Source organism: Amycolatopsis acidiphila, from assembly GCF_021391495.1.
In the GTDB taxonomy this organism is placed as follows: domain Bacteria; phylum Actinomycetota; class Actinomycetes; order Mycobacteriales; family Pseudonocardiaceae; genus Amycolatopsis_E; species Amycolatopsis_E acidiphila.
This window is the reverse complement of the sequence record NZ_CP090063.1, coordinates 6,459,915-6,473,080: the sequence shown is the minus strand read 5'-3', so window position 1 is coordinate 6,473,080 and position 13,166 is coordinate 6,459,915. Positions and strand designations below refer to the sequence as shown.

The window sequence follows — 13,166 nt, the reverse complement described above, 5'->3', positions numbered from 1 at the left end:
GCAGTTGTTACTCCCGGGTTGGCCGGTCTTATGACAGTAGTGTGAATTGGCTGTTATCGACATACGTCGACGGCGCCACGTGGGAAATGCCACGTGAGCGTTGACTGTTGACCTTGCTTCGTCATCCGCCCCTGACACCCGGCTGACCAGGCCGAACACCCTCTGGTCCGCTCTGTGCGGGCCTTTTTCCGGCATCCGGCGCAAGTAGTCCGGTAACCGTAGTGTTACTCAAGCCACTGTCCGGCGCGCCTTCCGCGCGGCGTCCGGTTACGTGCGGCTTGTGGATAATGACGGAGTGGACGGACTGGTCATGCGCTTCCTCGGCCACTCGACAGTCCGTCTGGAGACAGCTGGCCGGGTGGTGCTCACCGATCCCGTGCTCACCGGCAACATCGGTGGCCTCAGGCGGGTCGTGCCGCCGTTGCCGCCGGAATCCTGGGCCGGTACCGATCTCGTGCTCATCTCCCATCTGCACGGCGACCACCTGCACCTGCCGTCGCTGCGGCTGCTCGGCCCGGACATCCGGATCGTCGTGCCCCGCGGCGCGGGGGACTGGTTGCGGCGCCGGGGTTTCCCGCGGGTGGACGAGCTCGCGGTGGGCGAGCGGCTCGAGGACGGCGAACTGAAGGTCACGGCGCTGCACGCGGATCACGCCGCGCACCGCTGGGGACCGCGGTTCACGCACGGGCCGCACGCGCCCGCGGTCGGTCATCTCGTGGAGGCCGGCGGCCGTCGCGTCTACGTCGCGGGCGACACCGACCTGTACCCGGCCATGGCGGAACTACGAGCTGTCGACGTCGCGCTGCTGCCGGTGTGGGGCTGGGGACCCAGCCTCGGCCCCGGCCACCTCGACCCGGCCCGCGCCGCGGAGGCCGCCCGGCTGATCAGGCCGTCCGTCACCGTCCCGGTGCACTGGGGCACGCTCGCCGTGCCGGGGCTCGCGCGCACGAAGAAGATGCGCCGCCTGCTCGTCGAACCGCCGCGCCTGTTCGCCGCCGCGGCCGCGGCACACACCGAGGTGCTCGTCACCCAGCCCGGGGAACACGTCGAACTGCCCGAGGTGACCCGGTGACGCTCGCACTCAACTGGTCGGACACGTCGTCGATCGGCTATCCCACGCTGTTCCTGGGCGTCCTCATCGGATCCATCGTGCCGATCGTGCCCACCGGGGCGCTTGTCGGCGCCGCCGCGGCGGTCGCCATGACGACCCCGCACCTGTCGTTGCCGCTGGTGCTGCTGCAGGCCACGCTCGCCGCCGCGATCGGCGACACCGCGACGTTCGCGGTCGCCCGCCTCGGCAGCGACGCCGCGGTCCGCTGGCTCGCCCGTGGGCAGCGGCCGGACCGGCTGGTGAGCGCGCGCGGGCGGTTCGACAAACGCGGCTGGCAGCTGATCGTCGTCGGGCGGCTCGTGCCGGCGGGCCGGATCCCGGTGCTGCTCGCGGCCGGGGCGGTCTCCTACCCGTGGCGGCGGCTGCTGCCCGCCACGCTGGCCGCGTGCGTGCTGTGGGCGGTCGCGTACGCGCTCCTCGGCGTGCTGAGCGGCGGGATCTTCGACTCGCCGCTGATCGCCACCGTGCTCGCCGCGGTGCTGGTCCTGCTGGTGACCGTGGTGCTGAACCTGGTGGCGAGATGGCGCCGGGAGCGGGCGGCGGCCCGCGCGGAAGACAAGGTGGACTCATGACCGAGGCCGAACGGGGGCGCCTGCTGCGGCGTGGCCGCACGATCGCCAGGGTGACGCTGGTCCTGCTGACCGTCGCGCTCGCGCTGCACGGCCTCGACCTGCTGCTCGACGGGTTCTCGATGCCCCGGTGGTGGCAGCCGATCGTGTGCGCGCTGCTGCTGTCGCTGCTCACCAGCGTGGTGTGGCCGCTGGTGCTGCGGGTCGCGCTGCCGCTGGCGCTGTTCACCCTCGGCATCGGCAGCTTCCTGCTGCTGGGCGCGGGCGCCTTCGCCGCACTGGCCGCGGTGCCCGGCGTCGAGGTGGACGGGCTGCGCACGGCGGTCCTGGTCGTGCTCGGCATCTCCGTGGTGAACGCGCTGGTCAGCAGCCTGCTCGCGATCGACGAGGACGAGATCTTCTTCCGCCGCGCCGTCCGGCGCAGCCGCCGCAGCCCCGAGCACCTGGCCGACCAGCCGCCGGGCGTGATCTTCCTGCAGGTCGACGGCCTCGGCTACGACGTCGTGCGCCGCGCCGTGCGCGACGGGGACATGCCGACCCTCGCGCGCTGGCTCGCCGCCGACAGTCACAAGCTCGCGAAGTGGCAGACCGACTGGAGCTCGCAGACCGGCGCCAGCGTGAGCGGGATCCTGCACGGCTCGAACTACGACATCCTCGGCTTCCGTTGGTACGAAAAGGACCGCGACCACGTGATGGCGTGCGCGCACCCGCGGGACGCGGCGGAGATCGAGCGCCGTCACTCCGACGGGCGCGGGTTGCTGGCTGTCGACGGGGCGAGCCACGGCAACCTGTTCACCGGCGACGCCCCGCACTACAGCCTGACGATGAGCGCGGTGTCGGTGTTGCTGCCCAAGGGTTTGCGGCGCCGGCACAAGGACAGGGTGGGCGCGGGCTACTACGCGTACTTCGCGAACCCGGTCAACGCGGTGCACACCCTCGGCTCGGCACTGATGGACGTCGCCCGCGAGCTGTCCGCGGCGGCGAAGCAGCGGCGCGCCGGGGTACGGCCGCGGGTCAAGCGCGGTGGGCTGTACCCGATCGCGCGGCCGGGCACCACGGTGATCGCCCGCGACGTGGTCGTGTCGGCGGTACTGGAGGACATGCTCGCGGGCCGTTCGGTGGTGTACGCGGACTTCCTGGGCTACGACGAGGTCGCACACCACTCCGGGATCGAGCGGTTCGACTCGCTGGCCGTGCTGCGGGCGATCGACCAGCAGATCGGGCGGCTGCACCGGGCGGCGAAGCTCGCGCCGCGGCGCTACCACCTGGTGGTGCTGTCGGACCACGGGCAGACGCAGGGCTGGGCCTTCGCCGACCGGTTCGGCGAGTCGGTCGAGGAGCTGGTCGGCCGGTTGTGCGGCGGTCCCACCCCGGAGGCCGAGGTGGCGTCCGGGGGCGGGCCGATCGCGCAGCGGCTGCGTGCCCGGGCGCGGAAGGCGGGCCGCATCGAGCACCGGCCCACGACGGACCGCACGGGCCCGGGCGAGGTGACGCGGGTGGCGCCGGGCGTGGTGGTGACGGTCTCCGGGCACATCGCGATGGTGTCGTTCACCGACCACGAGGGCCGGGTCGAGCTGGAGACGATCGAACGCGAGTACCCGGAGTTGCTGCCGGCGCTGGTGGACCACGCCGGGGTCGGGTTCATGCTGGTGCGCAGCAAGGAGTTCGGCCCGGTCGTGCTGGGCCGGGACGGGCTGCACCGGCTGGAGAGCGGGTTCGTCGTGGGGGAGGATCCGATGCTGCGCCTCGGTCCGCACGCCGCGGAGCTGATCAAGCGCGTGGACTCGTTCCCGCACTGCGCGGACATCATGATCAACAGCAACTACGACCCGGAGACCGACGAGGCTTCCCCGTTCGAGCCGCACGTGGGCTCCCACGGCGGCTTCGGTGGTCCGCAGGAACGCGGCTTCCTCATCCACCCGCGCGAGTTCGAACCACCGGGCGACCTCGTCGGCGCCGAGGCGCTGCACAAGCTGTTCCGCCTGTGGCTGACGAAGCTGGGCCACCCGGAACCGGCGGCGCAGGCGGAGGAGGCTATTCCGCAAACACAGCCGTGACCGTGCCCAGCGCACCCATGTCCGCGACCACCGTGTCCCCGGCCCGTACCGGGTAGGCGCGGGTCATCGAGCCCGGCAGGACCACGTGGCCCGGCTCCAGGTCGATGCCCAGCGGGCCGATCGTGTTCGCGAGCCACACGAGGGCGTTGATCGGCGAACCGAGTACCGCCGCGCCCGCGCCGGTGGCCACCAGCTCACCCCCGAGCTGAAGCGTGCAGCCGACCAGCCGTAGGTCCACATCGGACAGTGCGGTCGGCTTGCTGCCCAGCACCACGCCACCCGAGGACGCGTTGTCCGCGATGGTGTCCACGATGGAGATCTTCCAGTCGGTGATCCGCGACGCCACGATCTCCAGCGCGGGCACCACGAAGTCCACCGCCCGGATCGCGTCCGCGACCGTCACGCCCGGGCCGGTCAGCCTGCGCCCGAGGACGAACGCGATCTCCGGCTCGATCCGCGGCTGCAGGAACGACCCGGCATCGATGGGCTGGTGCTCGAGGTGGAACATGCCCGCCAGCAGATGCCCGTAGTCCGGCTGGTCGACGCCCATCTGCTCCTGCATGGCCCGCGACGCGAGGCCGACCTTGTGCCCCTTGACCACGTCGCCGCCCGCGACCCACTCCCGCACCTGCTCCTGCTGGATCCGGTAGGCGTCGGCGACCGTCGCCTCGGGGAACGACTCGATCACCGGCGCCATCGGCTCGCCCTTGTCGTAGGCGAGCAGCAGGCGTGCGGAGGCGTCCCGCACCGCTTGAGTTTCCATGGCCCCAGCTAAGCCGCGCCGGGTCGCGCGGGCAAGACCGGCGTCCCGGTGGGCGGCACGCGGGGTGTTTCAATGAGGGTGTGCGGGACACCCTTCGTGAGCTTCTGACCGGGCAGGACGCGGCGTTCGACGCCGGCAGTCTCGCGCTGTACACCACGGACGCCTCCAACTACCGGCACGCACCGCTGGGCGTGGTCCTGCCGAGGACGGCCGACGACGTGGTCGCCGCGGTCGCCGCCTGCCGTGCGGCCGGGGCGCCGGTGATCGCCCGCGGTGGCGGCACCAGCATCGCGGGCAACGCCTGCGGGCCCGGTCTGGTCCTGGACACCTCCCGGCACCTGCGCGGAGTGCTCGAGCTGGACGCCCAGGCCCGCACCGCACGGGTGGCGCCCGGCACCGTGCTCGACGACCTGCAGGCCGTCGCCGCGCCGCACGGGCTGCGGTTCGGCCCGGACCCGTCCACGCACAGCCGCTGCACGATCGGCGGCATGATCGGCAACAACGCGTGCGGCTCGCACTCCGTCGCGTGGGGCCGCACCGCCGACAACCTGGAGAGCATGCGGGTGCTGCTCTACGACGGCACCCGGCTGACCGTCGGCACCACGTCCAGGTCCGAAGCCGACCGCCGCGCGGCCTTGCCCGGCACGGAAGGCCGGGTGTACCGCGAGCTGCGCGACCTGGTGGACGGCAACCTCGCCCTGCTTCGCAAGGAACTGTCCGGCTGGGGCCGTCGCGTCTCCGGTTACGGGCTCGAACACCTGTTGCCGGAGAACGGGTTCAACGTGGCCCGCGCGCTCGTCGGCAGCGAGGGCACCTGCGTGACCGTGCTGGACGCGACCGTGGCGCTGGTCGAGCTGCCCAAGCACCGGGCGCTGGCGGTCTTCGGCTTCGACACCGACATCGACGCGGCCGACGCCGTGCCCGCGATCCTGGCGAAGAACCCGCTCACGGTGGAAGGGCTCGACATCGAGCTGGTCGGGCTGACCGGCGCGCGCAGCTCGGACCTGCCCGACGGCCGGGCCTGGCTGATGGTCGAGCTGGCCGGGGAGACCCTCGACGAGGCGCAGCAGCGGGCTCACGAGTTGGCTCGCCGGCTGGGCCGCCCGCACGTGGTGCTGACCGATCCGGCGGCGCAGCGGCGGTTGTGGCGCATCCGCGAGGAAGGCGCGGGCCTGGCGACCCGGATGTCCGACGGTTCGGAGGCGTGGCCCGGCTGGGAGGACGCCGCGGTGCCGCCGGAACGGCTCGGCGCCTACCTGCGGGAGTTCAAGCAGCTGCTGGCCCGGCACGGCCGCAAAACCGTGGTGTACGGCCATTACGGCGAGGGCTGCCTGCACATGCGCATCGACTTCGACCTGCTGTCGAAGTCGGGGATCGCGGGCTTCCGGTCGTTCCTGCGGGACGCGGCCGACCTGATCGCCGCGCACGGCGGATCGCTCTCGGGCGAGCACGGCGACGGCCAGGCCCGCTCGGAGCTGCTGCCGCGGATGTACAGCCCCGAGATGATGGCGCTGTTCGAGCGGTTCAAGGGCATCTTCGACCCGGACGACCGGATGAACCCCGGCATCCTGGTCAGGCCACGACCGGTCGACGCGGATCTGCGGCTGCGCGCGGCGAACGTGCCGGTGATGCTGGGCTACCCACACGACGACGGCAGTTTCGCCGAGGCCATGCGCCGGTGCGTCGGCGTCGGCAAGTGCCGCAACACCAGCGGTGGCGGGGTGATGTGCCCGAGCTACCGCGCCACCCGCGAGGAGAAGCACTCGACCCGCGGCCGGGCACACCTGCTCGCCGAGATGATCAACGGCGAGCTGATCACCGACGGCTGGCGGTCGGCAGAGGTGCGGGACGCGCTCGACCTGTGCCTGTCCTGCAAGGGCTGCCTGTCCGACTGCCCGGTCGATGTCGACATGGCGACGTACAAGGCCGAGTTCCAGCACCAGCACTACAAGGGCCGGCTCCGGCCGTTGTCGCACTACTCGATGGGCTGGCTGCCACTGTGGTTGCGGTTCTCCGCGGTGGCGCCGAGGTTCGCGAACGCCGCGCTGCGGCGGCCGAGGATCGCCGCACTCGTCAAACGGGTCGGCGGCATCGCGGCGGAGCGGCGGTTGCCGACGTTCGCCGACCGGCCGTACACGCGTTCCCGCAAGCGGACCTCGGGCGGCAAGCCCGTCGTGCTGTGGCCGGACTCGTTCAACAACTACCTCACGCCCGCGGTGCTGCACGCGGCGACCGAGGTGCTGGCGGCCGCGGGGTACGACGTCGTGGTGCCGGAGAAGAACGTGTGCTGCGGGCTGACGTGGGTGTCGACGGGGCAGCTGGGCGTGGCGAAGCGCGTGCTGGGGCGGACGTTGTCGGTGCTGAAGCCGTATCTCGACGCCGGGTACGAGGTCGTCGGGCTCGAACCCAGCTGTACAGCGCTGTTTCGCGGCGACCTCGGGCACCTGATGCCCGGCGACGAGACAGCGGCCCTGCTGGCAGAGCGCACGCGGACGTTCGCCGAGTTGCTGGCGGAGGCCGAACTTCCGTTGGGGGACCTGGACATCGACGCCGTCACCCAGGTGCACTGCCATCAGCACGCCGAACTCGGCTTCACCGCCGACGAGCGACTGATGGCCAGGGCGGGCATCCGCAACTCCACTTTGGACTCCGGCTGCTGCGGCCTCGCGGGCAACTTCGGCTTCGAGCGCGGCCACTACGACGTCTCCCGCGCGGTGGCCGAGGACAGGATGCTGCCCGCGATCCGCGAAGCGGACCCGGACACGGTCGTCATTTCGGACGGCTTCAGCTGCCGCACACAGATCGCGCAGGAGTCCGACCGCACGGCCGTCCACCTTGCCGAGCTGGTCGCCCAGGCCCTCAGGCGCCCCACCGGCGACGTGCGAGAGCCGGAGGGTTCCGCTCGGTAGGCGACGGTCCTCCGGATAGCGGTTCCCCACGCTGCGTCGAGGCGATATACACGCGAAGTGACCGTTGCCTATCCCTTCAACGAGGCCGCCGGCCTCGACCTGAACGATGCCTACGCGGCAGCGCGGGACGCGGACGGCATGATCCGCGTGCAGCTGCCCTACGGCGAGCCCGCCTGGCTGGCCACCCGTTACGCCGACGCCCGCTTCGTCCTGGGGGACAAGCGGTTCAGCCGCGCGATGGCCGCCGAGCGGGACGCCCCGAGACTGTCGCCCGGCGTGCGTCCCGGCGGCATCCTGCAGATGGACCCGCCCGACCACACCCGCCTGCGGCGCCTGGTGGCGAAGGCCTTCACGATCCGCCGGGTCGAACAGCTGCGCCCGCGCGTGCGCGAGCTGTCCGAGCGCTACCTCGACGAGCTCGTCGCCCTGGGAGCCCCGGTGGACCTCGTCGAGAACTACGCGCTGCCGATCCCCGTCGCCGTCATCTGCGAACTGCTCGGCGTGCCCGTCGATGACCGCCCGCGTTTCCGGGTGTGGAGCGACGCCGCGTTGTCGACCAGCGGGCTCACCGCCGAGGAGTTCACCAGGAACCAGGAGGAGCTGCGCGACTACATGCGCGGGCTGATCGCGCAGCGGCGGGCGGAACCCGCCGACGACCTGATGACCGACCTCATCGCCGCCCGCGACGAGCAGGACCGGCTGACCGAGCTGGAGATGGTCGACCTGTGCCGCGGCATCCTCATCGCCGGGCACGAGACGACCGCGAGCCAGATCCCCAACTTCGTCTACGTCCTGCAGGAGCGGCCCGAGCAGTGGAAGCAGCTGTGCGCGGACCCGGAGCTGGTCAAGCCGGCGGTCGAGGAGCTGCTGCGGTTCGTCCCGCTGGGCGCGGGCGCGAGCTTCCCGCGCTACGCCGCGGAAGACGTCGAGGTCGGCGGCGTGCTGGTGAAGCAGGGCGAGCCGGTGCTGGTGGCCGTCGGCGCGGCGAACCGCGACGGCCTGCGTTTCGGGGCGCCCGAGGAGCTGCGTTTCGACCGGGAGGAGAACCAGCACCTCGGCTTCGGGCACGGCGTCCACCACTGCCTCGGCGCGCCGCTGGCCAGGGTGGAGCTGCAGGAAGCCCTGCGCGCGCTGGTCACCCGGCTGCCGTCGCTGCGCCTGGCCGGGGACCCGGTGTGGAAGACGGAGATGCTCGTACGCGGCCCGCGCACGATGCCCGTCGCCTGGTGACACTGAAAAGAGCCGGCCTCCCGGGTGGGAGACCGGCTCTTTTCAGTGGTGCGTCAAGGCAGCAGCAGGAACGCCAGGCCGTTCGGCGAGCCGAGGCCGGTGACGTTGTCGTAGCCACCCGTGGTGTGGATCGTCAGGTTCGGGTAGTCGAGCGTCCGGGCCGACGTGATCAGCCCGTCCGTCGCGTCCACCGAGTTGGCGTAGTCGACCCGTTCCACCGCGGCGTCGACGTGCTTGACGTCGGAGATCGCCGGGGTGTGCGAGGCGACCTGGTATGCCAGCGGGTTGACGAACCCGTGGTGGAAGTGCGACAGGCTGTCCGACACGGCCATGATCCCGGCGAGCACCGGCGACGAGAGGCTCGTGCCGCCGAGGCGGTACTGGTCGTAGTACACGCCGTCCGGGAAGGTCTGCGTCTGGCCGACGAGGAAGCCGGTGTTGGGGTCACCGACCGTCGAGATGTCGGGCACGACGCGGCCCTTGTGGTTGCCGTGCTGGTTCTGCGTGGACAGCGCGTCCGGCACGATCCCCTTCTGGTAGAAGGGCTGGTCGAACAACACGCTGGTGCCACCGCCGGAGCCGCTGGTGTACGCCCCGGGCGGGCCGGGCACGTACGCACCGTTGGTCAGCGTGCTCTTGCCGGTCTCCCAGCCGGTCTCGAACAGCCTCTTGCCGTCGTTGCCGACCGCGAGGCTGGTGCCGCCGACGGCGGTCACCCACGAGCCGGAGGCGGGGAAGTCGGCGGCCGGGTGGCCCAGGCGGGCGACCTCGTCCCCGTTGTCACCGGAGGAGAAGTAGACGCCGATGCCCTCCAGCGCGGCCTGGATCGCGATCTGGTTCCAGACCTTGACCTCGGAGGCGGGGATGTCCTCGCCCGTGTCGCCGTAGGAGTTGCTGATGATGTCGGCGTGGTGACCGGCGACGATCCAGTTCAGCGCCTCGTCCAGCGACTGGTCCTGGCAGTCGGCGCTGCCGACGTAGAGGATCTTGGCGCCCGGGGCCATCGCGTGCACGGCCTCGACGTCCAGCGTCTGCTCGCCGTACCAGCCGGCGGCGTCACACTGGTCCGGCGGCTCCATGTCCGGGTTGGTCGGGAAGACCTTCTCCGAGAACTGCGACTGCGACAGCGGGTGCGCCGGGTCGTTGCGCCGGGCGTACTCGGAGGCGTCCGAGTACAGCGTCGGCGAGGCGAAGGCGTCCACGATCGCGACCGTGGTGCCGGCGCCGTCCGAGCCGGCCTTGTCGACGCCGTAGGCCGACCGCAGCTGGCCGGGCTTGTAGCCACACGGCGCGTACGGCAGGTTCTTGCCCGCGTAGGCCGGGTCGGTGGTGTCGGTCTTCTGGCCGTAGTAGTCGCTGCACGGCGGGGCGTTGCGGAAGCCCGCCGACGGCGGCACGTCGCTCGGGGTGCCGTCGGTGTGCTCGGGCTTGAGCAGCTGGGAGGCCTGGTCGACGCCCACGACGCCGAGCACCTGGTTCCCCAGCGCGGCGGGGACGGAGAGCTCCTTGTCCGCGGCCCGCAGGACCTGGCCGTCGACCTCGTACTTGGCGAGGTCGACGGCGAACGCCTTCTCCACCTGGTCGGCGGTGCCGGTCGCCTCGACGTACGCCTTGTTCGACGGCACGTCACCGATCGCGAACCCGCTGCCGGCGAGCCAGTCGCGCACCGACTTCACGGTGGCGTCGTTCGCGGCGAAGCGGTCGACGACCTGGTTGGGGTCGAGGTACTGGCGGTAGGTCTTGCTCGACGGGTCGCTCACCGACTGCGCGGTCGCCTCGGCCGCGGCCTGGTCGCGCATCGACAGGTACACGCGGAAATTCAGCTTCGACGACGGTGCGGCGTCGGCGACCTTCGTCTGGGGCGTGGCCCAGCGCGGGTGGGACAGCGGGATCACCGCACGTCCCTGCGCGGAGGCCGTGGCGGGCACCGCGGCGGCCACGCCACCCGCGAGGGCGAGCGAAACGAACAGGGTCAGGGCTCTTCGCACTGGGGACTTCCCCTCTTGACGTGAAAGGCGGAACTGCGCAGAGATTAGATGCGAAAACCGGCCAGGGGAAGGAAAAAACCGCAGACGACAGATAAGTCTGTTTTCCGCAGATGGTAGGGAAAACGGTAAATCACCCGAAAGGGTAAAAACGGGCGGGCCTGATAGCTATAATGATCGACTCGGTCTCCGTCGAGCCGAAGTTAATTCGTCCGCCCGTTCGAAGCCAGCTCCTTCACCTGTTCGTGAAGCCTGGGCCTCGCCCCGGCTCTAACCTGACCCCATGGCTCACGACGCCTCACTCACCTATACCTCGTACCTCGCGCTCGACGAGATCCTCGACGCGCAGCGCCCACGCTCCGACGAGCACGACGAGATGCTGTTCATCGTCATCCACCAGGTGTACGAACTGTGGTTCAAGCAGCTGCTGCACGAGCTGGCGTACCTGCAGGAACGGCTCGAGGACGGCGACACCGCGCGGGCGGTGCGCACCCTGCGGCGGATCCTGACCGTGCTCAAGGTGGTCGTCGCGCAGATCGACGTACTGGAGACGATGACGCCCAGCCAGTTCACGAGCTTCCGCACCCGGCTCGACGCCGCCAGCGGCTTCCAGTCCGCCCAGTTCCGGGAGCTGGAGGCGGTGCTCGGGCGGCGGGACGAGGGCGCCTTCGAGCACTACCAGCAGGACAGCCCGGGGCGGCGGCGGATCATCGATGCGATGTCGCGGCCGTCGTTGTGGGAGTCGTTCCTGGGGTACCTGAAGACTCAGGGGTATGACGGCGACCTGCGGCGCGTGTACGCCGACGACGAGGGGGCCGCGCTGGTCGCCGAGCACCTGGTCGACCTCGACGAAGGCATGCAGGAGTGGCGCTACCGGCACGTGAAGATGGTCGAGCGCACGATCGGCGACAAGGGCGGGACCGGCGGCTCCCCGGGGTCGGAGTACCTGCGCCGCACCCTGTTCCGGCCGGTGTTCCCCGAGCTGTGGGCGATCCGGCGCGATCTCTAGTCGGTGGCTTTCCGGGGCGCTAGGTTGCTGGATGGGCGGGAACGACCTTCCGCGCTCACCACAACCGAACCGGGCCGGCGCCACGAGCGGCCGCCCACCCTTGATGAGGAGTTCCCAACCGTGACCGACGGGATATTCGGCCGCGAGAGCGGCCATGAACAGGTCGTGTTCTGCCAGGACCGGGCGACCGGCCTGAAGGCGATCATCGCGGTCTACTCCACCGCGCTGGGCCCCGCGCTCGGCGGTACCAGGTTCTACCCCTACGAGTCCGAGGACGCCGCCGTCGCCGACGTGCTGGCGCTGTCGAAGGGGATGGCCTACAAGAACGCGCTCGCCGGGCTCGACCTCGGCGGTGGCAAGGCCGTGATCATCGGCGACCCCGCGACGGTCAAGAGCGAGGCGTTGCTGCGGGCGTACGGGCGCTTCGTGCAGTCGCTGGCCGGGCGCTACATCACGGCGTGCGACGTGGGCACGTATGTGGCGGACATGGACGTCGTGGCGCGCGAGACCCGGTTCGTGACCGGCCGGTCGCCGGATGACGGCGGGGCTGGGGACTCGTCGGTGCTGACGGCTTTCGGGGTGTTCCAAGGCATGCGCGCGTGTGCGTCGCACCGCTGGGGTTCGGCGGAGCTGGCGGGCCGCCGGGTGGGCGTGTCCGGGGTCGGGAAGGTCGGGCACATCCTCGTCGGGCATCTCGTCGAGGCGGGGGCGCAGGTCGTGATCAGCGATGTGTCCCCGGCGGCGATCGAGCGCGTGACGGTGGCGCACCCGGGGGTCGAGGTCGCCGCGGACGCCGACGAGCTGGTCGGCTCGGCGTTGGACGTGTACGCGCCGTGCGCGCTGGGCGGGGCGTTGAACGACCGGACGGTCCCGGTGCTGCGGGCGGAGATCGTCTGCGGTGCGGCGAACAACCAGCTGGCGGCGCCGGACATCGAGAAGCAGCTGGAGGATCGCGGGATCCTGTACGCGCCCGACTACCTCGTGAACGCCGGCGGGGTCATCCAGGTGAGCGACGAACTGCACGGCTTCGACTTCGCCCGCGCGAAGCGCAGGGCGACGGCGATCTTCGAGACGACGAAGGCGGTATTCGCGTTGGCGGAAGCCGAAGGCGTACCGCCGGCGACAGCCGCGGACCGCCTTGCCGAGCGACGCATGTCGGAAGTAGGCCGCCTGCAGACGATCCTGACGCCTCGGCTTTGACGGAAACGGGGCAAGGGCCGTTCACGCATGCGTATGCGATGAACGGCCCTTGCCCCGGTCACGAAACCCGGCTGCGTCAGCCGGACTTGCGCCGGAAGGTGCGCTTCCCGCCGGCGGGCCCCTGGGCGTGCTGGTTCCGGCCACCGCCGCTGTCGGACTGGTTGCCCGCGCGGGTGTGCGCCTGCTTGCGTTCCAGCGCTTCCCGGAACTTGCGCTTCAGGTCGTCCTCCGGATTCTCGGACGAAGGCGTGGGGTCGGACATGAGAGCCTCCTAGCTACGGACGACGCTCCCCAGCCTTCCACGCCGGAGGGCCCGCCGCCAACCTGGTTTCA

10 protein-coding genes are annotated in these 13,166 nt (G+C 71.1%); 7 read left to right on the top strand and 3 right to left on the bottom strand.

Annotated features, from left to right (window positions below; genetic code table 11):
- Positions 1–310 precede the first annotated feature (310 nt).
- From LWP59_RS31685 to LWP59_RS31675, 3 genes are read left to right on the top strand one after another with little or no spacing between them, the layout of a single operon-like run.
- Entirely contained in the window at positions 311–1,072 is a 762-nt protein-coding gene (locus LWP59_RS31685) for an MBL fold metallo-hydrolase (RefSeq protein WP_144636669.1), read from the top strand.
- Positions 1,069–1,683: a DedA family protein gene (locus LWP59_RS31680; RefSeq protein WP_144636506.1), complete on the top strand. Its 615-nt coding sequence runs from the start codon at positions 1,069–1,071 to the stop codon at positions 1,681–1,683. The genes LWP59_RS31685 and LWP59_RS31680 overlap by 4 nt, the downstream gene beginning before the upstream one ends.
- Positions 1,680–3,737 (top strand): phage holin family protein, encoded by a 2,058-nt coding sequence (locus LWP59_RS31675; RefSeq protein ID WP_144636504.1) that lies wholly within the window; start codon positions 1,680–1,682, stop codon positions 3,735–3,737. The genes LWP59_RS31680 and LWP59_RS31675 overlap by 4 nt, the downstream gene beginning before the upstream one ends.
- Here LWP59_RS31675 and LWP59_RS31670 read toward each other — a convergent pair.
- Entirely contained in the window at positions 3,715–4,500 is a 786-nt protein-coding gene (locus LWP59_RS31670; protein WP_144636502.1) for a 2-keto-4-pentenoate hydratase, read from the bottom strand. The genes LWP59_RS31675 and LWP59_RS31670 overlap by 23 nt on opposite strands.
- 80 nt (positions 4,501–4,580) lie before the next feature.
- Here LWP59_RS31670 and LWP59_RS31665 point away from each other — a divergent pair, with 80 nt between their 5' ends.
- A complete protein-coding gene (locus tag LWP59_RS31665) occupies positions 4,581–7,409 on the top strand; it encodes an FAD-binding and (Fe-S)-binding domain-containing protein (protein WP_144636500.1) in 2,829 nt (942 codons plus the stop codon).
- Positions 7,410–7,466: 57 nt separating this feature from the next.
- Positions 7,467–8,639 (top strand): cytochrome P450, encoded by a 1,173-nt coding sequence (locus tag LWP59_RS31660; protein ID WP_229857787.1) that lies wholly within the window; start codon positions 7,467–7,469, stop codon positions 8,637–8,639.
- 53 nt (positions 8,640–8,692) lie between these two features.
- Here the strand turns inward: LWP59_RS31660 and LWP59_RS31655 are convergent, their stop codons facing one another.
- Positions 8,693–10,627: a S53 family peptidase gene (locus LWP59_RS31655; protein ID WP_144636498.1), complete on the bottom strand. Its 1,935-nt coding sequence runs from the start codon at positions 10,625–10,627 to the stop codon at positions 8,693–8,695.
- 280 nt (positions 10,628–10,907) lie between these two features.
- Here LWP59_RS31655 and LWP59_RS31650 point away from each other — a divergent pair, with 280 nt between their 5' ends.
- A complete protein-coding gene (locus tag LWP59_RS31650) occupies positions 10,908–11,633 on the top strand; it encodes a tryptophan 2,3-dioxygenase (protein WP_144636496.1) in 726 nt (241 codons plus the stop codon).
- 120 nt (positions 11,634–11,753) lie between these two features.
- Entirely contained in the window at positions 11,754–12,833 is a 1,080-nt protein-coding gene (locus tag LWP59_RS31645) for a Glu/Leu/Phe/Val family dehydrogenase (RefSeq protein ID WP_144636494.1), read from the top strand.
- 76 nt (positions 12,834–12,909) lie between these two features.
- On the opposite strand, the gene LWP59_RS31640 is transcribed toward LWP59_RS31645, so the two are convergent.
- A complete protein-coding gene (locus LWP59_RS31640; protein WP_144636492.1) occupies positions 12,910–13,095 on the bottom strand; it encodes a DUF5302 domain-containing protein in 186 nt (61 codons plus the stop codon).
- Positions 13,096–13,166 lie beyond the last annotated feature (71 nt).